Source organism: Streptacidiphilus sp. PAMC 29251 (assembly GCF_054208735.2).
Genome location: NZ_CM135725.2, coordinates 7,374,954 through 7,398,361 on the forward strand (window position 1 = coordinate 7,374,954; position 23,408 = coordinate 7,398,361).

Genomic DNA, 23,408 nt, shown 5'->3' on the forward strand with positions numbered 1-23,408 from the left:
CCGGCAATCGCACGACAGAATTGGCCCGCGCAGACGCTTCGCCCACAGACGCTGCCAGCTCAGGGGGAACACCGTGACCGTCAACAACCTCGACGCCGAGGCGCCCGACCTCGCCGAGCTGCGCCGTCGCGCCGCCGCGGCCAGCGTCCCGGACCGGGAGGAGGGCCTGATCGTCTGCGAGAACCTGGTCAGGATCTACCAGACCGAGGGGGTCGAGGTGCAGGCCCTGCAGGGCCTCGACCTGGCCGTGGCCAAGGGCGAGATGGTCGCCGTGATCGGCGCCTCGGGCTCCGGCAAGTCCACCCTGCTCGGCATCCTGTCCGGGCAGGACGTCCCCACCGCGGGTTCCGCCGAGGTCGCCGGGCACGACCTGCTCGGAATGAAGCGCCGGGACCGGCTGGCCTACCGGCGCAGCACCGTGGGCTTCGTCTGGCAGCAGACCGCACGCAATCTGCTTCCCTATCTGACGGCCGCCGAGAACGTGATGCTGCCGATGACCTACACCGGGGTGAAGCGGGACCGGCGCCGGGCCCGGGCCGAGGAACTGCTCGACCTGCTCGGCGTCGCCCACTGCCGGGACCGCGGCCCCGGCGAGATATCCGGCGGCGAGCAGCAGCGGGTCGCCATCGCGGTGGCCAACGCCAACGAGCCCCGGGTGCTCTTCGCGGACGAGCCGACCGGGGAGCTGGACACCGCCACCAGCGAGGAGATCTTCGCCGCGCTGCGCCGGGCCAATGAGGACCTGGGCGTCACCGTGGTCGTGGTCACCCATGACGCGCTGGTCTCCGAACAGGTCCAGCGCACCGTCCGGATCCGCAACGGCCGCACCTCCACCGAGGTGCTGCGCAGCGTCACCACCGGGCACGACGGGGTGGAGGAGCTGACGGCGGAGGAGTACGCGGTGCTGGACCGCAACGGGCGGCTGCAGCTGCCGTCCGAGTTCACCGAGCGGCTGCACATGCGCAAGCGGGTGAGGCTGGCGCTGGAGGCCGACCACATCGGAGTATGGCCGGACGCGGCGGCCCAGCAGGCCAGGGCCGACGCGGACGCAGGCAGCAGTAGCGGCAGCGGGGCTGATAGCGGCACCGGCAGCGGCAACGGCAGCGACACTGGCACCGGCAGCGTAGAGATCGAGACCGAAGAGATCGAGGGGGAGCGATGACCAGCAGCACCGCGCCGCAGGGCGGCACCACCGTGGCCGAGTCCGGAGCGCCGATGGTGGAGGTCGAGGACCTGCGGAAGACCTTCGGCAGCGGCTCCACCGCCGTGCACGCCCTGCGCGGGGTGTCCTTCACCGCGCGGCGGGGGGAGCTCACCGCGCTCAAGGGGCGCTCGGGGTCCGGCAAGACGACCCTGCTCAACCTGGTCGGCGGCCTGGACCGGCCCAGCTCGGGCCGGATCGTGGTGGACGGCCGCACCCTGGCCGACTCCGACGGCGAGGAACTGGCCGAGGACGGCCTGCTGGCGCTGCGCCGGGACCGGATCGGCTTTGTGTTCCAGTCCTTCGGGCTGATCCCGATCCTCACCGCCGCCGAGAACATCGGCGTGCCGATGCGGCTGAAGCGCACCCCGCCGCGCGAGCGCGAGGAGCGGGTGCGGGAGCTGCTGGGGCTGGTCGGTCTCGGCGACCACGCCAACCAGCGGCCGGGCGAGCTCTCCGGCGGCCAGCAGCAGCGGGTGGCCATCGCCCGGGCGCTGGCCAACCAGCCGGCCCTGATCATCGCCGACGAGCCGACCGGCCAGCTGGACTCCGACACCGGTCGCGCGATCATGCAGCTGCTGCGCGCGGTCGTGCGCAGCGAGGGCGTCACCGCGCTCGTCGCCACGCACGACCCGGCGCTGATGGAGCTGGCCGACCGGGTGCTCGACCTGCGGGACGGCCACATCGTCAAAGAGCACTGATCCCGTCGCGGAGCAGTGCTCTGCTCCGTGAGCAGTGCACTGCACTGCATCGTGAGCACTGCTCTGCGCTGAGAGCACCGCTCCACCCGCGGAGCAGTGCTCTCAGACGGCCTCCGCCTCCTCGATGACGCCCAGCTCCGTGAGCAGTTCCGTCCGCAGCTCCGCGAAGCCCGCCCCGGTGCGCGCCCTCGGCTCCGGCAGCAGCACCTCGCGGGACGGGCCGAGCTGCCCGTCCGTCAGCACCACGATCCGGTCGGCGAGCGCGATGGCCTCGTCCACGTCGTGCGTCACCAGCAGCACCGCCGGACGGTGCTTCCGGCACAGCTCCCGGAGCAGGGCGTGCATCCGCAGCCTGGTCAGCGCGTCCAGCGCGCCGAAGGGCTCGTCCAGCAGCAGCAGTTGCGGATCCCGCACCAGCGCCCTGGCCAGGGCGGCGCGCTGGGACTCGCCGCCGGAGAGGGTGATCGGCCAGGCCCTGGCGTGCTCGGTCAGGCCCACCTCCTCCAGCGCGGTGAGCCCGGCCTCCTTGGCCCCGGCCCGCGGCAGCCCGAGCACCACGTTGTCCAGCACCCGCTTCCAGGGCTGCAGCCGGTGGTCCTGGAACACCACCGAGCGCCGCTCGGGCACCAGCAGCCGGCCGGTGAAGTCCGGGTCGAGCCCGGCCATGGCGCGCAGCAGGGTGCTCTTGCCGGAGCCGCTGCGCCCCAGCAGGGCCAGGAACTCGCCCTGGTGCAGGGTCAGGTCGACGCCGGCCAGCACCTCGCGGCCGTCGAAGGAGCGGTGCACATCGGTGGCGCTGACGGCCAGTGCTGAAGCGGCCAGTGCCGGAGCGGTCGGTGCGGACGCGGTCGATGCCGTGGCGGTGGATGCGGTGACGGTCGAGGCGGTGACGGTGGTCATTCTCAGGCTCCGTTGAATCCGCGGCGCCAGACCAGCAGGCGACGCTCCAGCAGGCGGACGAGCGAATCGGCGAGCAGCCCCAGCAGCCCGTAGATCAGCAGCCCGAGGACGATGATGTCGGTGCGGTACCAGGCCTGGGCCTGGTTCATCAGATAGCCGATGCCGCTGGTCGCGTTGAGCTGCTCGGCGATGATGATCACCAGCCAGGCGCTGGTCAGCGCGAACCGCAGACCGACCAGGAACCCGGGCACGGCGCCGGGCAGGATCACGTTCCGGACCAGCCCGAACCGGCCGAGGCCGAGCACCCGTCCGGCCTCGACCAGCCGGTTGTCCACCCCGCGGATGCCGGCGTAGGTGTTGATGTAGACCGGGCAGGCGGCGGCGAAGGCCACCAGGGCGATCTTCGGCTCTTCACCCACCCCGAACCAGATGATCACCAGCGGCAGCAGCCCGAGCACCGGCAGTGCCCGCACCACCTGCATGGTGGAGTCGATCAGTTCCTCGCCCAGCCGGAACAGCCCGGCCAGCACGGCCAGCAGCACGCCCAGGCTGACGCCGATCAGCAGGCCGACCGCGACCCGCTGCAGCGAGGCCAGCAGATTGCTGCCCAGCTCGCCGTCCTTGGTCAACTGCCATGCTGCTACCGCGACCTGACTGGGCGTCGCCAGAATGCGCGGATTGATCTGCCCCAGTGCGCCCAGCAGCTGCCAGAGCGCGACGAACAGGGCGGGGCCGGCCAGCCGCCGCAGCCATCGGGGCAGCGGCACCCAGGTCCGGTGCGGACGGCTCAGCGTGGCGGCGTCGATCAACCCCGCGGAGTCGGGGGCCGGGGTCGTTGCCGGTGGTGCTGCGACGGTGGTCGCCATGATGGTCCTCTCGGTCGTCGGCGGAAGGCTCAGACGGTGGCCGCGACGCGGTGGTCGGCGGTGAAGGGCCTGCCCTCGACGAGTTCGGAGCTGCGCCCGTCCGGGCCGACCGGCAGGTCGCCGATCAGGGTGACCCGGTGCAGCCTGCGCTCCACGTCCAGGTGCTCCAGGTCGCGCGGGGCCAGGTGGGCGGTGGCGCGGTTGTCCCAGAAGGCCACGTGCCCGGCCTCCCAGCGGAAGCGCACGGTGTACTCGGGGCGGGTGATCTCGGCGTAGAGCAGGTCCAGGATCCGCTTGCTCTCGCTGGGGGTGACGTCGACCAGGTGGCTGGTGAAGCCGGGGTTGACGAACAGCGCCCGCTCGCCGGTCTCCGGGTGCACCCGGACCACCGGGTGGATCGACACCAGCAGGTTGCTGTTGATCCGCTTGGCGTACTCGCTGTCGCCGGACACCCGGCCGCTGCCGCCGTAGCGGTGCTCGGCCCGCAGCGTGTCCACGAAGGCGCGGACCGGGGCGGACAGGCCCTGGTAGGCCGCGACCAGGTTGGTCCAGGTGGTGTCGCCGCCGACCTCCGGCACCCGCTCGGCCCGCAGGATCGACCCGGCCGGCGGGTTCACCGCCGCCGTCACATCGGTGTGCCAGCCGTCGAAGTAGCTGTACTGGCGCTTGCGGTACTCCTCGCGGAAGCCCTTGCCGTAGCGCTCCTCGAAGCGGGCCGGGTCGATGGTGAAGATCTCCGGGTGGTCCTCCGGCGGGGTGTCGTCGTGCGGGTGGGCGTAGGTCAGCTCGCCGAACTGCCGGGCGAAGGCGATCTGCGAGGAGTGGTCGAGCTCCTGGCCCCGGAAGAACACCACCTTGTGCCGGTGCAGCGCCTCCCTGATCTGCTGGACGTCGCTCTCGGCGAGCGGCTGGGCGAGGTCGACCCCGTTGATGTCGGCGCCGATGTGGCCGGCGACCTGGCGGACGGTCAGAGTCATGGTTCTTCCCCTTGCTGCTGATTGGCCTTACTGCTGGTTGGCTGCGACGAGTGCGCTGAACTCCTGGGTGACGTCGGACGGGAACTCGCCGGTGACGTCGACCTTCGCGGGGACCTGGCCGTTGGCCAGGAACAGGTCGGCCTGCCGCTGCTGGGCGCCGATGACGGTCTGGTCCAGCGGTGCGAACTTGGTCTCGCCCGAGTTCTGGTAGACCAGCTTCCCGACCGCCGGGGTCTGCTTGTTGACCTTGACGTAGTACGCGTCGATCCACTGGTCCGGGTGCGAGCGGGCCCAGCTGGTGGCCTTGATGATGCGTCCGACCAGGTCCTTGAGGGCGGTCCGCTGCCCGCTGTTCGCCAGCGCCTTGCGGCTGGCCAGGTAGAAGGCGTAGCCGGAGGACACCTGCGAGCCGTTGATCAGCTTCACCGCGTCCGGGTGGGCGGTGGTGTAGTGGACCAGGTCCTGGGCGGCCACGGTGGCGGCGTCCACCGTGCCCGACTCCAGCACGCTGCCGACGTTCTGCAGCGGCACGTCGACCGGGGTGACGTCCTGCTGCTTGAGGTTCACCGTGGCCAGGGCCTGGATCAGGAAGCCCTGGTTGGCGGTGCCCTTGGAGTAGGCGACCTTGTGGCCCTTGATGTCGGCGAGGGTGTGGATGTTCGAACCCGCCTTCGTCAGCAGGGTGTAGCCGGGGCCGACGGTGTGGCTGGCGGCCACCACATCGATGGGAAGGCCGGCCGCCGCGGCGAAGATCGCGGGGGTGTCGCCCATGACGCCGAAGTCCACGGCCCCGGCCGACAGCGCCTGGTTCACCAGCGGACCGCTGTTGAACTGGTCGAACACCACCTTGTAGGGGAGGTTGTCCAGCTCGCCCGAGGTCTGCAGCAGGGTCTGCACCTGCTTCCCCTGGTCACCGATGTGCAGGGTGACCTCTCCGGACTTGGATCCGCCGTCCGTGCTCGCGGAGGCACTGCCGCCGCAGGCGGTGGCGAACGGGAGGATCAGTGCCGCGAGGGCGGGCAGGACGAGGACGCGAAGAGCTCTGGTACGCATGGCTGGGGTTTCCTCAGGTCGGTTCGGGCTGAATCAGATGGAGACGGAGGCGTAGCGGTTGGCGGGGCGGGCCAACCCGTAGTGCTCGCGCAGGGTGCGGCCGGTGTACTCCTGCCGGAACAGGCCGCGCTGCCGCAGCAGCGGGACGACGTGCTCGGCGAACAGGTCCAGGCCCTCGGGCAGGATCGGCGGCATGATGTTGAAGCCGTCGGCCGCGCCGTGGGTGAACCAGTGCTCGATGTGGTCGGCGACCTGCTCCGGGGTCCCGGCCAGGACCTGGTGCCCGCGTCCGCCGCCGAGCCTGCCCACGAGTTGACGCAGCGTCAGTCCGTCCCGCTCGGCCAGGTCGCGGATCAGGGTGAAGCGGCTCTTGGCCCCGTTGATCTCGGTCAGCGGGGGCAGCGGCGGCAGCGGGGCGTCCAGCGGATGGTCGCTGAGGTCCACTCCGAGCACCACCGACAGCGTGCCGATCGCCCGGGCCGGGTCGATCAGGTCGTCCAGCTCCTGGTCCAGCGCCTTGGCCTCGGCCTCGGTGGAGCCCAGCACCGGCACGATGCCGGGCAGCACGACGATCCCCTCCGGGTCGCGGCCGAGCGCGGCGGCCCGCCGCCTGAGGTCGCCGTAGAACTCCTGGCCCTCCTCCAGCGTCTGCTGGGCGGTGAACACCGCCTCGGCGTTGGCGGCGGCGAAGCCCCGGCCGTCCTGCGAGCTGCCGGCCTGGACCAGCAGCGGGTGCCCCTGCGGGCCGCGCGGGATGTTCAGCGGGCCGAGCACCTGGAAGTGCTCGCCGCTGTGGTCGATCTCGTGCAGCTTGGCCGGGTCGGTGAGCCGGCCGAGCTCCCGGTCCAGCAGCAGCGCGTCGTCCTCCCAACTGTCCCAGAGCGCCCGCACCACCTCCAGGTACTCGGTGGCCCGCTGGTAGCGGACCGCGTGCTCCTGGTTGGCGCTGCGGTTGAAGTTCCGGGCGGCCCGGTCGCCGGCCGAGGTGACGATGTTCCAGCCGGCCCGGCCGTTGCTCAGGTGGTCCAGCGAGGCGAACTGCCGGGCCAGGTTGTAGGGCTCGGTGAAGCCGGTGGAGACGGTGCCGATCAGCCCGATCCGCTCGGTGCTCACCGCCAGCGCGGACAGCAGGGTGAACGGCTCGAAGTGCCCGATCCAGGTGTTGGCCCGGGCCGGGTCGGGACCCTCGACCCCGTCCGCGAGGAACACCGAGTCGAAGCCGGCCGCCTCGGCGGTGGCGGCGAGCCGCTGGAAGTGGGCCAGCGAGGAGAGGTTCGCCGGGTCGGTGCGGGGGTGGCGCCAGGCGGCCTCGTGGTGGCCCACGCCCATCAGGAACAGATTGAGGTGCAGTTGCCTGCGCGTAGACAGAGACATGCGGAAGCACTCCGGGACGTAGGGCAGCGCGCAGCGGCGTGCGCGGTGCTCGGTTCGGGTGAGGGTGTTGCGTGCTGACGAACCGTCAAGACCCGGCGGTGGCCACGGGGACGGCAGAAAGCGGGAAGCGGGGTGCGGTCGGGAGGGGACTAACAGCCCAGACCGGCGAAGTGGTGCAGGCGGAAGACATTCACGGGGTGCCGGCCTGCGGCCCCCCGGATCGTCGCCCTCCGCTGTGCGTCCATAGGTCGAGTCTGCTGCCTGCCGGAGCCGCCGACAACGGTTTCTGACGCGGTGGAAGTAACTCCGCCCCCGCTCCGCCCCCGCCCCGCCGGGTCATGCCGACCGGGCGGTCCGCAAGGCCATCGGATTGCGGTGCACCGCGGCCAGCACCGGCGCCCCGGCCGCGACCGCGAGCGCCCTGGGGCCGAAGGAGCTGGCCCGCACCAGCTGCTCCACCGGCTGCCGGGTCCGGGCGGCCACCTCCTCGTGCAGCACGGCCAGCAGCTCCGGCAGATAGAGGGTGACCGCCTCGGTCAGCACCAGGACGTCCGGGCTGATCATGTCCAGCAGCTGCGCCACCGCCGGTGCGATCAGCCGCAGCCGGGTCCGGCACAGCTCCAGGGCGCGCTCGTCGCCCTGCACCGCCGCCGCGATCAGCAGGCCCAGCTCGGGGCGCGGCACGATGCCCGCGGCGACCGCGCGCTCGACCATGGTGCGGTCGGAGACGGTGGCCTGGAGGCAGCCGGTCCCGCCGCAGGGGCAGGGCGTGCTGGAGCCCGGCACCGGAAGGTGCGCGATCCCGCCCGCGCCGTTGCGCCGCCCCCGGAGCAGGGTGCCGCCGGCCGCGATGGCCGCGTCCACCACATTGCCGACGAAGAGGTGCACCAGATCGGCGTCCCGGCCCGCGCCGAACAGCAGCTCGGCCTGGGCCAGCGCCCGGGCGTGGCTGTCCACATGGATCGGCAGCCGGGTCGCGGACCGCAGGGTCTGCCGCAGCGGGACGTCGCGCCAGCCCAGCGCGGTGTTCTCGATCAGGACCCCCGACTCCGGGTCCACCCAGCCGCCGGTGACCACGCCGAGGCCGAGCACCGAGCGTCCCCCGGCGTGCCGGCGCAGGAAGCCGGGCAGCTGCGCCGCGATGTCCTGGAGCACCGCCGCCGAGGTCCGCCGCCGGGGCGCCTGCTCCTGGGCGACCACCCGGCCGCGCAGGTCGGTGAGCGAGTAGGTCAGCTGCGGGATCGCGATGTGCACCCCGGCGGCGAGGTGGTGCGCGGTGTCGATGTCCAGCGGGATCCGGGGCCGTCCCGGCCGGGGCGCGGACGGGGGGTCCTGCGGCTCGTAGACCAGGCCGAGGGCCAGCAGGTCGGCGGCGTGCCGGGAGACCGCCGCCGGGCTCAGCCCGGTCTCCCGACTGATCGCGGTACGGGCCAGCGGACCCCCGCGCAGGGCGGCGCGGAGCACGGCGGCGGCCCCGTCCGGCTGCTCCGGCACGGGCGGTGGCGCGGGTGTGGCGATGAGCGCGAGCGGCATCAGTGGTGTCCTCGGTCGACGGGGTGCGGAGCGGTTACCGGCTGCCGGGACAGGTCGAGGAGGTCATGCGCCGATGGTCGCAAGGCCGTTCGGACGGGTCAATGGACGGGTGTTACAGCGGCATGGCGTTTGTGCGAAGCACGGCAGTAGCCGCACCGGGCAGTAGCCGCACCGGGCAGTAGCCGCACCTGGCAGGAGCCGTGGCTACCAGAGCGCGGGCTTGCGGTGGGCCCAGGGCCTGGCGCGTTCCAGCTGGGCGGAGAGCGAGATCAGCGTGGCCTCGTCGCCGTAGCGGCCGCCGAGCATCACGCCGATCGGCAGCCCGGCCTCGGTCCAGTGCAGCGGCAGGCTGACCGAGGGCTGCCCGGTGGCGTTGTAGAGGGCGGCGAACGGGGTGAAGGCGGTGAGGTTGTCGAACTCCTGGGCCGGGTCCGCGTCGTCGCGCAGGCCGCCGACCAGCGCCGGCGGCTGGGCCAGGGTGGGGCTGAGGATGACGTCGAAGTCCTGCTGCAGGCTCGCCACCAGCGACCCGACCGCGCGGAAGGTGTAGAGCGCGGTGGCGAAGTCAGGACCCGACACCGCCTGCCCGCGGGCCCGCAGGTGCCGGGTCAGCGGCATCAGCAGCGACTCGTCCGGCACCGGCCGCTGGGTCGCCATCACCGCCCACACCTGCTCGAAGACCAGCCGCAGGGTGTCGTCGGCCGGCAGTTCCAGCGGCTGCGGGCGGTGGCCGAGCGAGGAGAGCAGCTCGGCGGCGTTCTCGGCGGCGGTGACGCAGTCCGGGTGCACGGTGACGCCGGGGACGGCCGGAGCGGTCAGCACGGCGATCCGCAGGCCGGTCGGCTCGCGGTCCACCTGGTCCAGGAAGGTCTCGCCCGGGGGCAGCGCGGGGGCGGTGTAGGCGTCTCCCGGCATCGGCCCGGCCAGCACGTCCAGCAGCGCCGCCGCGTCCGCGACGGTCCTGGCCATCGGGCCGCTGGTGCTGAGCCCGCTGATGTCGTAGAGGGTCGGGCCGCTGCTGACCCGGCCCCGGCTGGGCTTGATCCCGAACAGGCCGCAGACCGAGGCCGGGATCCGGATCGACCCGCCGCCGTCGCTGCCCTGGGCCAGCGGCGCCAGCCCGGAGGCCACCGCCGCCCCGGCCCCGCCGCTGGAGCCGCCGGCCGAGCGCTCCAGGTCCCAGGGGGTCCTGGCGGGCGGCGCGACCTCGTTCTCGGTGTAGCAGGGCAGCCCGAACTCCGGGGTGTTGGTCTTGCCGAGCATGACCGTCCCGGCCTGGCGCAGCCTGGTGACCACATGGTCGTCGGTGTCCGCGACGTGCCCGGCGAAGGCGGCGGAGCCCTGGGTCGCGCGGACCCCGGCGACGAAGTTCAGATCCTTGACCGGTACCGGGACCCCGTGCAGCGGCGACAGCGCCCGGCCCTCGCCCAGCGCGGCCTCGGCCTGCCTGGCCTGCTCGCGGGCGAGTTCCGGGGTGACCGTGATGTACGCGCCGACGGTGGCGTTGAGCCGGTCGATCCGTTCCAGGTAATGGTCGGTCAGTTCCACCGGGGAGAGTTTCCCGGTGCTGATCAACTCGCCCTGTTCCAGCGCGGTCAGGTCATGGAGCTGCGTCATTGCAATTCCCCTCGGGTCGTGGTGCCGTCGATCCTCGCACCGGGGCCGACGGTAGGACAGGGTGCGTCAGGATGGCGTCAATACTGCCCCGCGGGCCCCGCTGAGCAGGCCCTTCCGGGCCGCCCTCCCGTACGCTTCGGCGAGGGACGAGGAGCGAGGACGGACATGCGCGGCAGGCTGCGGATCTATTTGGGGGCCGCTCCCGGGGTCGGAAAGACCTGCGCCATGCTCGGCGAGGCCCACCGCCGGCTGGAGCGCGGCGCCGACGTGGTGGTCGCCTTCGTCGAGGACCACGGGCGCGCCCGCACCTCCGCCCTGGTCGAGGGCCTGGAGGTGGTGCCCCGGCGCTCGCTGGAGCACCGCGGCTCGGTCTTCGCCGAGATGGACGTGGACGCGGTGCTGGCCCGCCGCCCCGCCGTCGCCCTGGTGGACGAACTGGCCCACACCAACATCCCCGGCTCCCGCCACGCCAAGCGCTGGCAGGACGTGCAGCAGCTGATGGACGCCGGGATCGACGTCATCTCCACCGTCAACATCCAGCACCTGGAGTCGCTCGCCGACGTGGTGCAGGGCATCACCGGCGTCCGCCAGCAGGAGACCGTGCCGGACGAGGTGGTCCGCCGGGCCGAGCAGATCGAGCTGGTCGACATGGCCCCCGAGGCGCTGCGGCGGCGGCTGGCCCACGGCCACGTCTACGCCCCGGAGAAGGTCGACGCCGCGCTCTCCAACTACTTCCGCCCCGGCAACCTCACCGCCCTGCGCGAGCTGGCCCTGCTGTGGACGGCCGACCGGGTGGACGAGTACCTGCAGCGCTACCGCGCCGACAACCGGATCAAGGACACCTGGCAGGCCCGCGAGCGGATCGTGGTCGGCCTCACCGGCGGGCCCGAGGGCCGGACCCTGATCCGCCGGGCCGCCAGGATCGCCGCCAAGGGCTCAGGGAGCGAGATCCTGGCCGTGTACGTGGCCAGGAGCGACGGCCTGACCGGGGCCTCGCCGGAGGAGCTGACCGTGCAGCGGGCCCTGGTCGAGGACCTCGGCGGGAGCTTCCACTCGGTGCTCGGCGACAGCGCCGCCGGCTCGCTGCTGGACTTCGCCCGGGGAGTCAACGCCACCCAGATCGTGCTGGGCAGCAGCCGCCGGAAGACCTGGCAGTGGGTGCTCGGCCCCGGGGTCGGCGCCACCGTGGCCCGCGAGGCCGGGGACGTGGACGTCCACATCGTCACCCATGAGCACGTCGCCAGGGGCCGGGTCCGCCCGATCCGGCGGATCGCCAGGCTCGGGCCCGCCCGCACCGCGATCGGCTGGGTGCTCGGGGTGGCCGGGCCGCTGCTGCTGACCTGGGGCCTGGGCGGCACCAGGACCAGCAACACCGACATGCTGCTCTACCTCGGGCTGACCGTGGCCGCCGCGCTGACCGGCGGGCTGTTCCCGGCGCTGGCCTCGGCGCTGGTCGGCTCACTGCTGATCAACTGGTACTTCACCCCGCCGCTGCACACCCTGACCGTCTCCGACCCGCAGAACATCCTCGCCATCGCGGTCTTCCTGGCGGTGGCGCTGGCGGTGGCCTATGTGGTCGACCTGGCCGCCTCCCGCACCGCCGAGGCCGCCCGCAGCCGGGCCGAGGCGGAGACGCTGAGCTTCCTGGCCGGCAGCGTGCTGAGCGGTGAGCAGGCCCTGCCCGCGCTGCTGGAACGGGTCAAGGAGACCTTCCAGATGGAGTCGGTGGCGCTGCTGGAGCGCAGCGAGGACTTCGGCCCGTGGACCTGCGCCGGCGCGGTCGGCCCCGACCCGGTGACCCGTCCCGAGGACGCGGACGTGGACGTCCCGGTGGGGGAGCGGCTGGCGCTGGCGCTGTCCGGCCGGGTGCTGCCGGCCGGCGACCGCCGGGTGCTGGGCGCGTTCGCGGCGCAGGCGGCGGTGGTGCTGGACCGGCGCAGGCTGGGCGAGGAGGCCGCCGAGGCCCGCCGGCTCGCCGAGGGCAACCGGATCCGCACCGCGCTGCTGGCGGCGGTCTCGCACGATCTGCGGACCCCGCTGGCGAGCATCAAGGCCTCGGTCTCCTCGCTGCGGGCCGAGGACATCAGCTGGAGCGCCGAGGACGAGGCGGAGCTGCTGGCCGGGATCGAGGAGGGCGCCGACCGGCTGGACCACCTGATCGGGAACCTGCTGGACATGAGTCGGCTGCAGACCGGCGCCGTGGTCCCGCTGGTCCGGGAGTTCGACCTGGACGAGGTGGTCCCGATGGCCCTGCGCGGCGTCCCGGCCGGCTCGGTGCGGCTGGACGTGCCCGAGGACCTGCCGATGGTCGAGGGCGACCCGGGACTGCTGGAACGGGCGCTGGCCAATGTGATCGAGAACGCCGTGAAGTACCAGGGGAAGGGCCAGGTGCTGGTCTCCGGCAGCCTGCTCCGGCTGCTGGGCGAGCCCGAACGGCTGGAACTCCGGGTCGCCGACCACGGCCCCGGCATCCCGGACGAGGCCAAGGACAAGGTGTTCGAGCCGTTCCAGCGCTACGGCGACGCGCCGAGGGGCGTGGGCGTCGGCCTGGGCCTCGCCGTCGCCCGGGGCTTCGTCGAGGCCATGGGCGGCAGCCTCGCCGCCGAGGACACCCCGGGCGGCGGCCTCACCATGGTCTTCACCCTCCCGCACACGCTCTCCCCACAGCCGCTCTCCCCGAACGCGCTCTCCCCGATGAAGGACGGTCCCGCATGACCAGGGTCCTGGTGGTCGACGACGAGCCGCAGATCGTCCGCGCGCTGGTGATCAACCTGCGGGCGCGCGGCTACGAGGTCGACGCCGCCCACGACGGCGCCTCCGCGCTGGAACTCGCCGCCGCCCGGCACCCGGACGTGGTGCTGCTCGACCTCGGCCTGCCGGACATGGACGGCACCCAGGTGATCAGGGGCCTGCGCGGCTGGACCAAGATCCCGGTGATCGTGCTGTCCGCCCGGCACGCCTCCGACGAGAAGGTCGAGGCCCTGGACGCCGGCGCCGACGACTACGTCACCAAGCCCTTCGGCATGGACGAGCTGCTGGCCCGGCTCCGCGCCGCGGTCCGCCGGGCCGCCCCGGTCGGCAGCGAGCCGGACGAGGCGGTGGTCAGCACCGACGCCTTCACCGTCGACCTGGTCGCCAAGCGGGTCCAGCGCGAGGGCGCGGACGTCAGGCTCACCCCGACCGAGTGGCATCTGCTGGAGGTCCTGGTCCGCAACGCGGGCCGGCTGGTCAGCCAGAAGCAGCTGCTCCAGGAGGTCTGGGGACCGGCCTACGGCACCGAGACCAACTACCTCCGGGTCTACATGGCGCAGCTCCGCCGCAAGCTGGAGGCCGATCCCGCGCACCCCCGCTACTTCATCACCGAACCCGGCATGGGCTACCGCTTCGAACAGTGAACTCGTACAGCGAATCAGTGAGGTGGAGCGCTGTACGCTTCGGTCATGAGTGGTGACACCGGGAGTGACCAGAAGCAGGGGGGACGGTTCCGCCGCATGCTCAACCGCCTGGCGGCGAGCAGCGAGGAACTTCAGGCGGAGGAACTCCGCCAGGACGCCGTGACAGCGGGCTGCACCCCCATCGCCTCCTGCCAGGACCGCCAGGAGGTCACGGTGACCGGCACGCTGCGTGCGGTCACCCTGCGCCCCCGGGCCGGCGTTCCCGCGCTGGAGGCCGAGCTGTTCGACGGCACCGACGCGCTGGACGTGGTCTGGCTCGGCCGTCGCTCCATCGCCGGGATCGAACCGGGCCGCCGCCTGGTCGCCCACGGCCGCATCAGCCATGCGCGGGGCCGCCGGGTGCTCTTCAACCCCCGGTACGAGCTGCGCCCCGTCGGATCGGAGTAGCACCACGTGAGCCACAGTCTGCAGTCGGCCGAGAAGGCTGAGAAGAGCGAGGTCGACACCTCGCTGATCGACGCCTTCGGCGGGGTGCGGGGCATGGTCGACATGACCGTCCCCGGCTTCGTCTTCGTGCTGCTGTACACGATCACCAAGGACCTCGGGGTCTCGACCTGGTCCGCCGTCGGCATCACCGCGCTGCTGGTGGTGGTCCGGCTGGCCCGCCGGGAGACCCTGAAGCACGCCTTCGGCGGGGTGCTCGGCGTCGCCATCGGCGCGTTCATCGCCCTGAAGTCGGGCAAGGCCGAGAACTTCTACCTGCCGTCGATGATCTACGGCGTGGTGCTGGGCCTGGTCTACCTGGTGTCGGTGCTGGTGCGCTGGCCGCTGATCGGGATGATGCTCGGCCCGATCCTGGGCGAGAACATGACCTGGCGCACCCAGAACCCGGGCCGGCTGGCCGCGTACACCAAGGCCACCTGGGTCTGGATCGCGCTGTTCGCGCTGCGTGCGGCGATCCTGTTCCCGCTCTACTGGGCCAACAAGGTCACCTGGCTGGGTGTCGCCAAGATCGGCCTGGGCGTTCCGCCGTGGCTGATCGCGATCTACCTGTCCTGGCTGATCCTGTCCAAGGCCCCGCCGCCCATCAAGGTCCTCCAGGACGAGGAGTCGGCCGAGGAGCAGGAACTCTCCGTCCCGACCGAGGCCGAACACCGCTAGGCGCGCTGCACGAATGAGGGCCGGTGACCACCTGGTCACCGGCCCTCACCCGTCTGCCGTACTGGCTACTCCTCGTGCTCGCCGGCGAGCAGCGCTTCCAGCTCGCCCTCGCGCTCGGCGGTCGCCACGAACAGCAGTTCGTCGCCGCCCTCCAGGCTGTCGCTGCCGCTGGGCACCAGCACCCGGCCCTCGCGGATGATCGTGACCAGCGCGGTGTCCTGCGGCCACTCGACGTCGCTGACCCGGGTGCCGACCGCGGTCGCGGTGTCGGACAGGGTGATCTCGACCAGGTTGGCGTCGCCCTGGCTGAAGCGCATCAGCCGGACCAGGTCGCCGACACTGACGGCCTCCTCGACCAGCGCCGACATCAGCCGCGGGGTGGAGACGGCGACGTCCACACCCCAGGCCTCGTTGAACAGCCACTCGTTGCGCGGGTTGTTCACCCGGGCGACGACCCGCGGCACGCCGTACTCGGTCTTCGCCAGCAGCGAGACCACCAGGTTGACCTTGTCGTCCCCGGTCGCGGCGATCACCACGTTGCAGCGCTGCAGCGCCGCCTCGTCCAGCGCGGTGATCTCACAGGCGTCCGCGAGCAGCCATTCGGCCTGCGGCACCCGCTCCACCGAGATGGACTTGGGGTTCTTGTCCACGAGGAGCACCTCGTGGCCGTTCTCCAGCAGCTCGCCCGCGATGGATCGTCCCACCGCACCGGCCCCGGCAATGGCTACCCGCATCAGTGATCCTCCGGGCCCTTCGCGAATACGGCCTCGACGGCCTCGAGGTCTGCTGTGCGCATCATCATGTGCACCAGGTCGCCCTCCTGCAGCACGGTCTCCGCGGTGGGCAGGGTGCCCACGCCGAGACGGCTGACGAAGGCGACCCGCACATTGGCGGCCTGCTCCAGCTTGGACAGCCGCAGCCCGATCCAGCCGGCGGCCACCGGGACCTCGGCGAGCTGTACCGCGCCGCTGGGGTCCTGCCAGTTGGGCTCGGCGCCGCTGGGCAGCAGCCGGCGCAGCATCTGGTCGGCGGTCCAGCGGACCGTGGCGACGGTGGAGATGCCCAGCCGCTGGTAGACCTCGGCGCGGCGGGGGTCGTAGATCCGGGCCGCGACGTTCTCGACGCCGAAGTTCTCCCGGGCCACCCGGGCCGCGATGATGTTGGAGTTGTCGCCGCTGCTGACAGCGGCGAAGGCCCCGGCCTCTTCGATGCCGGCTTCGCGGAGCGTGTCCTGGTCGAATCCGACGCCGGTCACCCGCTGACCGGTGAAGCCCGAACCGAGACGGCGGAACGCCGTGGGGTCCTGGTCGACGATGGCGACCGAATGACCCTGCTTCTCGAGGGTGCGCGCGAGAGCAGAGCCCACGCGACCGCAACCCATGATGACGATGTGCACGCCCGTCCTTCCGGTGTGATGTCCCGGTTCGAATCCTGGCACCTGTTCGAACGGTGCCCGCACCAGGGTCGCACCCCGGCGCGGCAATGACACAACCCCGGTACCCCGCTTCCCGGGGGTGCCACACCCCGGGAAGCGGGGAGAACTGGCAGATACCTGGGAAGCCTGGGTAAGAGCGCGTGCGCCGACTCACACCGGGTCGATACCAATCAGCAACCCAACAGTGGCCCAATAGGGTGCTTCGGGGGTTCCCGGTGGGCCGATTCCCTTGGGAAGTAAGGCATCGGGGCCGATCCTCCTGTGAATTGCCGCCTGTCGATCGCTGCTTCCCAAGGTCCGGTAGCAGCTCCGCGAGGAGTGATGGAGGCTGCCAACACGGAGGGGCGTTAAGAGCGCGTCAAACACAGGCTCTACGATCCTCGTCGTGTCCAAACTCACCGACGTGCCCAAGCGGATCCTGATCGGCCGCGCCCTCCAGAGCGACAAGCTGGGTGAGACGCTGCTGCCGAAGCGGATCGCGCTGCCGGTCTTCGCCTCCGACGCGCTCTCCTCCGTGGCGTACGCGCCGGAGCAGATCTTCCTGGCGCTGGCCGTCGCCGGTATCACCACCATCCACTTCTCCTGGTGGGTCGGCGGGGTGGTGGCGCTGGTGATGCTGGTCGTCGTCGCGTCGTACCGGCAGAACGTGCACGCCTACCCGAGCGGCGGCGGTGACTACGAGGTCGCCACGGTCAACCTGGGCGGCAACGCCGGGCTCACCGTGGCGGCGGCGCTGATGGTGGACTACGTGCTCACCGTCGCGGTGTCCACCACCTCCGGTGTCGCCAACGTGGTGTCGGCGGTGCCGGCCCTGCACGGGCACGAGGTGGTCATCTCGGTGACGCTGGTGATCATCCTGATGGGCATGAACCTGCGCGGGGTGCGCGAGTCGGGTTCCGCCTTCGCCGTGCCGACCTATGGCTTCATGATCGGCATCTTCAGCCTGATGGGCTACGCCGCGATCCGGCACTACGGGTTCGGCAGCGACATGCACGCGGCCAGCTACAAGTTCAACCTGGTCGCCGCGCCCGGACACACCGACGTCGCCGGTATCGCGCTGGTGTTCCTGCTGCTCAAGACCTTCTCCTCGGGCTGTGCCGCGCTCACCGGGGTCGAGGCGATCAGCAACGGCGTCCCGGCGTTCCAGAAGCCCAAGAGCAAGAACGCCGCCACCACGCTGCTGATGATGGCGGTGATCTCGGTGATCATGCTGATCGGGATCATCTGGATGGGTAATCTGACCGGTCTGAAGATGTCCGAGAACACCAGCCAGCTGATCGGGGCACCGTCGAACTACCACCAGAAGACGGCGCTGGCGCAGATCAGCAGCGCGGTGTTCAGCAACTTCACGCCGGGCTTCTACTTCATCGCCGCGGTCACCGGGCTGATCCTGGTGCTGGCCGCCAACACCGCCTTCAACGGCTTCCCGGTGCTCGGCTCGATCCTGGCCCAGGACCGCTACCTGCCGCGCCAGCTGCACACCCGCGGCGACCGGCTCGCGTTCTCCAACGGCATCATCATGCTGGCCGGCGTCGCCATCGTCTTCATCATCGGCTACGGGGCCGACCCCAACCGGCTGATCCAGCTCTACATCATCGGCGTCTTCGTCTCCTTCAACATGAGCCAGACCGGCATGATCCGGCACTGGACCCGACTGCTGAAGACCGAGACCGACCCCGCCGTACGCCGCCGGATGATGCGCAGCCGGGTGATCAACACCATCGGGCTGTGCTTCACCGCCTGCGTCCTGGTCGTGGTGCTGGGGACCAAGTTCCTGTCCGGGGCCTGGGTCTCCTGCCTGCTGATGGTGGTCTTCTTCATCATGATGAAGGCGATCCGGCGGCACTACGACCGGGTCTCCACCGAGCTGGTCGCCGCCGAGGAGCGTCCGGACGAGGCGGTGCTGCCGTCCCGGGTGCACTCGGTGGTGCTGGTCTCCAAGCTGCACAAGCCGACCCTGCGCGCGCTGGCGTACGCCCAGCTCGCACGCTCCGCGCACACCTCCACGCTGGAGGCGCTCACCGTCAACGTGGACCCGGCGGACACCGCGGCGCTGAAGAAGGACTGGGAGCGGCGCGGCATCGAGATCCCGCTGAAGGTGCTCGACTCGCCGTACCGCGAGGTCACCCGCCCGGTGGTGGACTACGTCCGGCAGCTGCGCAAGGACAGCCCGCGCGCCGTGGTCGCCGTCTACATCCCGGAGTACGTGGTCGGCCACTGGTACGAGCAGCTGCTGCACAACCAGAGCGCGCTCCGGCTCAAGGGCCGGCTGCTGTTCACGCCTGGGGTGATGGTGACCTCGGTACCCTGGCAGCTGGAGTCCTCCGAGCGCCGCCGCAAGCCGGTCGAGTGGAACGCCCCCGGGCAGATCCGCCGCGGAGACCTCCGCCGTGTGCAGAAGCGCGCGGGCGCCCGTCCTGACAGCGTTCAGCCGGGCGGCACCCCGACCGAAAGCAAGGACAGCAAAGCGTGACACCCGCCGGCAGGACCCCCACCTCATCCGCCTCCGCCACCTCATCCGCGTCCGCCGCCGCTTCGGCCTCCGCCGACTCGTCGGAGGCAGCGTCCCTGGTCGGGCAGCGGTACGAGGTGGAGGTCGGCCCGGTCGCCCACGGCGGCCACTGCGTGGCCAGGCACGAGGGCCGGGTGCTGTTCGTCCGGCACGCGCTGCCGGGGGAGCTGGTGGTCGCCGAGGTGACCGACGGCACCGAGTCCTCGAGGTTCCTCCGCGCCGACGCGGTGGAGGTGCTGCAGCCGTCCAAGGACCGGATCGAGCCACCCTGCCCGTTCTCCGGGCCCGGCAAGTGCGGCGGCTGCGACTGGCAGCACGCCACGCCCGGCGCGCAGCGCAAGCTCAAGGTGCAGGTGCTGACCGAGCAGCTGCGCCAGCTGGCCAAGCTCAGCCCCGCCGAGGCGGGCTGGGACGGCAGCGTGGAGCCGGTCGGCGGCAAGCGGGCCGCCGGCACCGTCCCGCGCTGGCGGACCAGGGTGCAGTACGCGGTGGACCCGGCCACCGGCCGGGCCGGGCTGCGCCGGCACCGCTCGCACCAGGTGCAGCCGGTCGACGGCTGCCTGATCGCCGCGCCAGGGGTGGACGAGCTGGGCGTGGAGTCCCGCGCCTGGGACGGCATGGCGACGGTCGAGGCGGTCGCGTCCAGCGGCTCCTCCGACCGCCAGGTGATCCTCACCCCGCGCGGCGACAGCCGGCTGCCGATCGTGGAGCTGGACCGGCCGGTGTCGGTGATGCGGATCGACGGCCACGGCGGCCTGCACAAGGTGCACGGACGCTCCTTCGTCCGCGAGCGCGCGGCAGGCCGCACCTGGCGGGTCAGCGACGGCGGCTTCTGGCAGATCCACCCGGAGGCCCCCGACCTGCTGGTCTCGGCCGTCCTCGAGGGCCTGGACCCGCAGGAGGGCGAGAACGCGCTGGATCTCTACTGCGGGGTCGGGCTGTTCGCCGGCGCGTTGGCGGACCAGCTGGGCGAGGACGGCGCGGTGCTCGGCATCGAGTCCTCCAAGCAGTCGGTGGCGGACGCCCGGCACAACCTCTCCGACCTGATCGGCGACGGCCGGGTCCGGATCGAGTGCGACAAGGTCGAGCGGCTGCTGCCGCGGACCGGCATCACCGAGACCGACCTGGTGGTGCTCGACCCGCCGCGCTCCGGCGCGGGCCGGGAGACCGTGCGCCACCTGGCCGGGCTGAGCCCCCGCCGGATCGCCTATGTGGCCTGCGACCCGGCCGCGCTGTCCCGTGACCTGGCCTTCTTCGCCGACGCCGGCTACCGCCCGATCAGCCTGCGGGCCTTCGACCTGTTCCCGATGACGCAGCACTTCGAGTGCGTGGCGATCCTGGAGCCGATGGGGCTTGCGCGCTAGCAGAATCGCGCTAGCTTGGAGATATGACGAAGAAGCAGCTGAACGTCCGAGTGGACGCCACCACAGCGGAGATAGCCCGTTCCAGGGCGGAACAGGAGGGGATCAGCATGAACCAGTACATCGAGAAGCTGGTCCAGCAGGACATGGGTGAGACCGGCCGGTCCTTCGTGGACGCGGCCGCGCAGTTCATGAAGGAGTACGAGGCGGCCTTCCTGGCCGAGTTCGGCGACCCCGAGGTGACGGGTCAGCGCCGTTGAACGTCGAGATCGACCTGTCCTGGCTGCTCATGGTCGCCGAGCAGTACACCCCTGGCGACCCCAGGGTCACCGACTACGGCTCTCTGGTCGCGGCGGTGACCCGGCACCAGGCAGAGATCTTCGACGTCCTGGTCTACCCCGAGCCCGAGGACCGGGCGGCGGCGCTGATGCACCAGCTGATCCGGGTGCCCGCGCTGGAACGCAACAACGAGCTGTTCGCCACCGCCGTCGCCTTCGCCTACCTGGTCTCCGGCGGCGCCAACGTGGCCACCACCACCCGCGAGATGCGCAGCCTGGCCCGGGCCATGCGCGAGGGCCGGATCAGCGTCGAGGCCGCGTCCGAACGACTGGCCGGCTGGATCGTCGACCAGCTGCCGGACGGCGAGGACGAGGACGGTGACGGCGGCGGGGTCGGCGGCGCGGAGGACGAGGAGTCGTAGGGTGCTGCAGGACATCGTTGAGTACCTCGCCTGCCCGCACTGCGGCCTCGGTCTGACCACTGTCCAGGACGGCCGCGCCCTGCGCTGCGCGACCGGACACAGCTTCGACATCGCCCGGCAGGGCTACGCCAGCCTGCTGCCCGGCGACGCCCACACCGGCACCGGCGACACCGCCGCCATGGTCGCCGCCCGTGACGCCTTCCTCGGCGCGGGCCACTACGCGCCGATCGCGGCCGCGCTGGCCGCCGCCGCCCAGACCGCGACCGCCCTGCCCGTGACTGACCTGCCCGTGACTGACCCGTCCGGCGCCGACTGCGTGGTCGACCTCGGCGCGGGCACCGGGCACTACCTCGCCGCCGTGCTGGACGCCCTGCCGCAGGCGCACGGCATCGTCCTGGACATCTCCAAGTTCGCGCTGCGCCGGGCCGCCCGGGCCCACCCCCGGGCCGGTGCGGTGGTCTGCGACGCCTGGCGCCCGCTGCCGCTGCGGGACGCGGCCGCCGGCCTGGTGCTGAACGTCTTCGCCCCGCGCAACGGACCCGAGATCCGACGGGTGCTCAGACCGGGCGGAACCCTGCTGGTGGTCTCCCCGACGCCGCGTCACCTGACCGAACTGGTCGGCGAGCTGGGCCTGCTCGGGGTGGACGACCGCAAGGAGCAGCGGCTGGCCGCGACCCTCGGCCCGTACCTGGACGCCGCCGGGAGCAGCGAGCACAGCTTCCCGATGCTGCTGGACCACGCGGCGGTGCGGACCGTGGTCGGGATGGGCCCCAGCGCCTGGCACACCGACCGGGAGAAGCTCGCGGAGCGGCTGGCGGCGCTGCCGGACCCGGTGCCGGTGACCGCGTCGGTCACTCTGAGTGCCTTCACTCGTTGACAGCGGTGTGAGCTCACCGCCCTCATCGCCGCCCTTACGCCGTGCCACCGTCAGCGAGCTGCGACTGGTGGCGTTCAAGTCGCATGTCGGCACCGTGCTGCCGCTGGCGCCGGTCACCCTGCTGGAGGGGGCGTCCGGGACCGGCAAGTCCAACGTCCTGGACGGCCTCGCGGTGCTGTCCGGGCTGGCCGGCGGGGACGAGCTGACCGAGGCGCTGGCGGGGGTGCGCGGCGGCCTCCCGGGCTGCGTGCCGCACGGCCGGCAGGGATTCAGGCTCGGCTGCACCGTGGAGACCCCGCAGGGCGCCGCAGTACGGCTGGAGGTGGCGGTAAGGACCGACGGCGGGCCGCGGATCGTCGCCGAACGGATCACCGAGAGCCGCGGCGGGGGACCGCAGCAGGTGCTGCTCTCCACCGCGGAGGAGGACCGGGCCCGCGGCCGGCTGAACGCCGCCTGGCACAGCGACGGCCGGCAGGGCGACATCCGGGCGCCGCTGGCCTCCGGCAGCCTGCTGGCGTCCCAGCTGCCGCTGCGGATCGCCGGGGCCACCGCCGGCGAGCAGCGGGTGCTCGCGGCCGTGGAGGGGCTGCTCACGGCGCTGCGCGAGGTGTTCCCGGTGGATCCGGTGCCGGCCCTGATGCGGGGCTGGGTGCCGACCGGGGACGACGCCAGGCTGCGCAGCACCGGGGAGAACCTCTCGGCGGTGCTGGCCAGGATCCAGGGCGAGTGCCGGATCCGCTACGGCCGCCTGGTGCAGACCGTCCGCGCGGCGAGCCCGCACCCGGTCCGGGATCTGGGGGTGCTGCGCGGGCGGCGGGAGGACGGGGCGGAACAGGTGGTCGCGGCGCTGTGGGAGGCGGAGCACGGCTGCACCGGGGCGCCGGTGATGAGCGGCGGGCTGCTCCGGCAGCTGGCCTTCGCCACGGTGCTGCTGACCGGCCCCGGGGTGCTGCAGATGGAGTCGGCCGCGGTGCCGGACGCGGAGCGGCTGCTCACCGTGCTGGCCGAGGACCTGGATCCGAGGCTGCTCGGGCTCGCGGTGGAGGTGGCGGCGAGGGGGCATGTGCGGGTGCTGGCGACCATGGGGCCGCTGGCCGGTCTCGGTCCCGGGTCCGTCCCGGACGGGGTGCGGGTGGTCGGCTGCCGCCGCGATCCTGACACCGGTACCAGCACCCTGGATACCAGCACTCTGGAGCACGGCAGAATGGGCGGATGAGCACTGATCTGACTGGTGGGACCGGTGACCCGCGGACCCTCGACGTGCCGGGGCTGCAGCAGCGGCTGCGCGCGTTCGCGGCCGCCCGGGACTGGGGGCAGTACCACACGCCCAAGAACCTGGTGGCGGCGCTGAGCGTGGAGGCGTCCGAACTGCTGGAGATCTTCCAGTGGCTGACGCCGGAGCAGGCGGCGGCGGTGATGGAGGAGCCGACCCGGGCGCACCGGGTGGAGGACGAGGTGGCCGACGTGCTGGCCTATCTGCTGCAGTTCTGCTCGGTGCTGGGGGTGGACCCGCTGGCGGCGCTGGCGGCCAAGATCGAACGCAATGAGCTCCGCTTCCCGGCCGGCGCGACCCCGCCGCTGGACGGGGTCTGAGCGGGGCCCGGACGGGGCTTGAGCGGGGCCTGAGCAGGGTCTGCCTCACCCTTCCGGGTGAGCGAATTTTCCACACCCCCTCGGTTGTCCACAGGCAGCGGACGATGGCGCCGACCAGGCCTTCTGCTCCTCCACGCTGGTCCCCTGACGGG

The 23,408-nt window shown here is 72.1% G+C and carries 22 protein-coding genes; 13 read left to right on the forward strand and 9 right to left on the reverse strand.

Annotated features, from left to right (window positions below; all coding sequences use genetic code 11):
• Positions 1 to 73: 73 nt before the first annotated feature.
• Positions 74 to 1,162 carry an ABC transporter ATP-binding protein gene (locus tag ACXKR8_RS34975; RefSeq protein WP_458268564.1) on the forward strand — a complete coding sequence of 363 codons (1,089 nt, stop codon included), beginning with the start codon at positions 74 to 76 and terminating at the stop codon, positions 1,160 to 1,162.
• Entirely contained in the window at positions 1,159 to 1,902 is a 744-nt protein-coding gene (locus tag ACXKR8_RS34980; RefSeq protein ID WP_458268565.1) for an ABC transporter ATP-binding protein, read from the forward strand. The genes ACXKR8_RS34975 and ACXKR8_RS34980 overlap by 4 nt, the downstream gene beginning before the upstream one ends.
• Positions 1,903 to 2,004: 102 nt before the next feature.
• Here the strand turns inward: ACXKR8_RS34980 and ACXKR8_RS34985 are convergent, their stop codons facing one another.
• From ACXKR8_RS34985 to ACXKR8_RS35015, 7 genes are all read right to left on the reverse strand, one after another.
• Complete coding sequence (locus tag ACXKR8_RS34985; RefSeq protein ID WP_458268566.1) at positions 2,005 to 2,802, reverse strand: ABC transporter ATP-binding protein; 798 nt, start codon at positions 2,800 to 2,802, stop codon at positions 2,005 to 2,007.
• A 2-nt stretch (positions 2,803 to 2,804) separates the two neighbouring features.
• Positions 2,805 to 3,668 carry an ABC transporter permease gene (locus ACXKR8_RS34990; RefSeq protein ID WP_458268567.1) on the reverse strand — a complete coding sequence of 288 codons (864 nt, stop codon included), beginning with the start codon at positions 3,666 to 3,668 and terminating at the stop codon, positions 2,805 to 2,807.
• Positions 3,669 to 3,697: 29 nt separating this feature from the next.
• Entirely contained in the window at positions 3,698 to 4,645 is a 948-nt protein-coding gene (locus tag ACXKR8_RS34995) for a TauD/TfdA dioxygenase family protein (RefSeq protein WP_458268568.1), read from the reverse strand.
• A gap of 27 nt (positions 4,646 to 4,672) precedes the next feature.
• Positions 4,673 to 5,698 (reverse strand): ABC transporter substrate-binding protein, encoded by a 1,026-nt coding sequence (locus ACXKR8_RS35000; protein ID WP_458268569.1) that lies wholly within the window; start codon positions 5,696 to 5,698, stop codon positions 4,673 to 4,675.
• Between the two features lie 33 nt (positions 5,699 to 5,731).
• The gene (locus ACXKR8_RS35005) at positions 5,732 to 7,072 is read right to left on the reverse strand and encodes an LLM class flavin-dependent oxidoreductase (protein ID WP_458268570.1); all 1,341 of its coding nucleotides are present in this window, start codon (positions 7,070 to 7,072) and stop codon (positions 5,732 to 5,734) included.
• Positions 7,073 to 7,408: 336 nt separating this feature from the next.
• On the reverse strand, positions 7,409 to 8,605 hold the full coding sequence (locus ACXKR8_RS35010) for an ROK family transcriptional regulator (RefSeq protein WP_458268571.1): 1,197 nt from the start codon (positions 8,603 to 8,605) through the stop codon (positions 7,409 to 7,411).
• A 204-nt stretch (positions 8,606 to 8,809) separates the two neighbouring features.
• Positions 8,810 to 10,222 carry an amidase gene (locus ACXKR8_RS35015; RefSeq protein WP_458268572.1) on the reverse strand — a complete coding sequence of 471 codons (1,413 nt, stop codon included), beginning with the start codon at positions 10,220 to 10,222 and terminating at the stop codon, positions 8,810 to 8,812.
• A 165-nt stretch (positions 10,223 to 10,387) separates the two neighbouring features.
• Between ACXKR8_RS35015 and ACXKR8_RS35020 the strand changes: the two genes are divergently transcribed.
• From ACXKR8_RS35020 to ACXKR8_RS35035, 4 genes are read left to right on the forward strand one after another with little or no spacing between them, the layout of a single operon-like run.
• The gene (locus ACXKR8_RS35020) at positions 10,388 to 12,937 is read left to right on the forward strand and encodes an ATP-binding protein (RefSeq protein ID WP_458268573.1); all 2,550 of its coding nucleotides are present in this window, start codon (positions 10,388 to 10,390) and stop codon (positions 12,935 to 12,937) included.
• The gene (locus ACXKR8_RS35025; RefSeq protein WP_458268574.1) at positions 12,934 to 13,617 is read left to right on the forward strand and encodes a response regulator; all 684 of its coding nucleotides are present in this window, start codon (positions 12,934 to 12,936) and stop codon (positions 13,615 to 13,617) included. The genes ACXKR8_RS35020 and ACXKR8_RS35025 overlap by 4 nt, the downstream gene beginning before the upstream one ends.
• A gap of 45 nt (positions 13,618 to 13,662) precedes the next feature.
• Positions 13,663 to 14,064, forward strand: a complete 402-nt coding sequence (locus ACXKR8_RS35030; protein ID WP_458268575.1) for an OB-fold nucleic acid binding domain-containing protein — start codon at positions 13,663 to 13,665, stop codon at positions 14,062 to 14,064.
• Positions 14,065 to 14,070: 6 nt separating this feature from the next.
• A complete protein-coding gene (locus ACXKR8_RS35035; RefSeq protein ID WP_458268576.1) occupies positions 14,071 to 14,778 on the forward strand; it encodes a DUF3159 domain-containing protein in 708 nt (235 codons plus the stop codon).
• Between the two features lie 65 nt (positions 14,779 to 14,843).
• Here the strand turns inward: ACXKR8_RS35035 and ACXKR8_RS35040 are convergent, their stop codons facing one another.
• Both ACXKR8_RS35040 and ACXKR8_RS35045 read right to left on the reverse strand, forming a co-directional pair.
• Positions 14,844 to 15,512: a potassium channel family protein gene (locus tag ACXKR8_RS35040; protein WP_458268577.1), complete on the reverse strand. Its 669-nt coding sequence runs from the start codon at positions 15,510 to 15,512 to the stop codon at positions 14,844 to 14,846.
• The gene (locus ACXKR8_RS35045; RefSeq protein WP_458268578.1) at positions 15,512 to 16,174 is read right to left on the reverse strand and encodes a potassium channel family protein; all 663 of its coding nucleotides are present in this window, start codon (positions 16,172 to 16,174) and stop codon (positions 15,512 to 15,514) included. Before ACXKR8_RS35045 ends, ACXKR8_RS35040 begins: the two co-directional genes overlap by 1 nt.
• 424 nt (positions 16,175 to 16,598) lie before the next feature.
• On the opposite strand from ACXKR8_RS35045, the gene ACXKR8_RS35050 reads away from it, so the two are divergent.
• The 7 genes from ACXKR8_RS35050 to ACXKR8_RS35080 all read left to right on the forward strand — a co-directional run bounded on the left by ACXKR8_RS35050 (position 16,599) and on the right by ACXKR8_RS35080 (position 23,256).
• Positions 16,599 to 18,686: an APC family permease gene (locus ACXKR8_RS35050; RefSeq protein ID WP_458268579.1), complete on the forward strand. Its 2,088-nt coding sequence runs from the start codon at positions 16,599 to 16,601 to the stop codon at positions 18,684 to 18,686.
• Between the two features lie 95 nt (positions 18,687 to 18,781).
• Positions 18,782 to 20,089: a class I SAM-dependent RNA methyltransferase gene (locus tag ACXKR8_RS35055; RefSeq protein WP_458275167.1), complete on the forward strand. Its 1,308-nt coding sequence runs from the start codon at positions 18,782 to 18,784 to the stop codon at positions 20,087 to 20,089.
• Between the two features lie 23 nt (positions 20,090 to 20,112).
• Positions 20,113 to 20,346, forward strand: coding sequence for a toxin-antitoxin system HicB family antitoxin (locus ACXKR8_RS35060; RefSeq protein WP_458268580.1), 234 nt, complete (start codon positions 20,113 to 20,115; stop codon positions 20,344 to 20,346).
• Positions 20,343 to 20,786, forward strand: a complete 444-nt coding sequence (locus tag ACXKR8_RS35065) for a fic family toxin-antitoxin system, toxin component (protein WP_458268581.1) — start codon at positions 20,343 to 20,345, stop codon at positions 20,784 to 20,786. Before ACXKR8_RS35060 ends, ACXKR8_RS35065 begins: the two co-directional genes overlap by 4 nt.
• A gap of 1 nt (position 20,787) precedes the next feature.
• On the forward strand, positions 20,788 to 21,663 hold the full coding sequence (locus ACXKR8_RS35070) for a putative RNA methyltransferase (protein ID WP_458268582.1): 876 nt from the start codon (positions 20,788 to 20,790) through the stop codon (positions 21,661 to 21,663).
• A gap of 67 nt (positions 21,664 to 21,730) precedes the next feature.
• Entirely contained in the window at positions 21,731 to 22,879 is a 1,149-nt protein-coding gene (locus tag ACXKR8_RS35075; RefSeq protein WP_458268583.1) for an AAA family ATPase, read from the forward strand.
• Complete coding sequence (locus ACXKR8_RS35080) at positions 22,876 to 23,256, forward strand: nucleotide pyrophosphohydrolase (RefSeq protein ID WP_458268584.1); 381 nt, start codon at positions 22,876 to 22,878, stop codon at positions 23,254 to 23,256. The genes ACXKR8_RS35075 and ACXKR8_RS35080 overlap by 4 nt, the downstream gene beginning before the upstream one ends.
• Positions 23,257 to 23,408 lie beyond the last annotated feature (152 nt).

Bases quoted from the DNA above. Each gene is read 5' to 3' on its own strand.
- ACXKR8_RS35030 (WP_458268575.1), top strand. From the start codon at position 13,663: ATGAGTGGTGACACCGGGAGTGACCAGAAGCAGGGGGGACGGTTCCGC.
- ACXKR8_RS35040 (WP_458268577.1), bottom strand. From the start codon at position 15,512: ATGCGGGTAGCCATTGCCGGGGCCGGTGCGGTGGGACGATCCATCGCG.
- ACXKR8_RS35015 (WP_458268572.1), bottom strand. From the start codon at position 10,222: ATGACGCAGCTCCATGACCTGACCGCGCTGGAACAGGGCGAGTTGATC.
- ACXKR8_RS35005 (WP_458268570.1), bottom strand. From the start codon at position 7,072: ATGTCTCTGTCTACGCGCAGGCAACTGCACCTCAATCTGTTCCTGATG.
- ACXKR8_RS35010 (WP_458268571.1), bottom strand. From the start codon at position 8,605: ATGCCGCTCGCGCTCATCGCCACACCCGCGCCACCGCCCGTGCCGGAG.
- ACXKR8_RS35060 (WP_458268580.1), top strand. From the start codon at position 20,113: ATGACGAAGAAGCAGCTGAACGTCCGAGTGGACGCCACCACAGCGGAG.
- ACXKR8_RS35080 (WP_458268584.1), top strand. From the start codon at position 22,876: ATGAGCACTGATCTGACTGGTGGGACCGGTGACCCGCGGACCCTCGAC.
- ACXKR8_RS35025 (WP_458268574.1), top strand. From the start codon at position 12,934: ATGACCAGGGTCCTGGTGGTCGACGACGAGCCGCAGATCGTCCGCGCG.
- ACXKR8_RS34985 (WP_458268566.1), bottom strand. From the start codon at position 2,802: ATGACCACCGTCACCGCCTCGACCGTCACCGCATCCACCGCCACGGCA.
- ACXKR8_RS35020 (WP_458268573.1), top strand. From the start codon at position 10,388: ATGCGCGGCAGGCTGCGGATCTATTTGGGGGCCGCTCCCGGGGTCGGA.
- ACXKR8_RS35000 (WP_458268569.1), bottom strand. From the start codon at position 5,698: ATGCGTACCAGAGCTCTTCGCGTCCTCGTCCTGCCCGCCCTCGCGGCA.
- ACXKR8_RS34995 (WP_458268568.1), bottom strand. From the start codon at position 4,645: ATGACTCTGACCGTCCGCCAGGTCGCCGGCCACATCGGCGCCGACATC.
- ACXKR8_RS34990 (WP_458268567.1), bottom strand. From the start codon at position 3,668: ATGGCGACCACCGTCGCAGCACCACCGGCAACGACCCCGGCCCCCGAC.
- ACXKR8_RS34980 (WP_458268565.1), top strand. From the start codon at position 1,159: ATGACCAGCAGCACCGCGCCGCAGGGCGGCACCACCGTGGCCGAGTCC.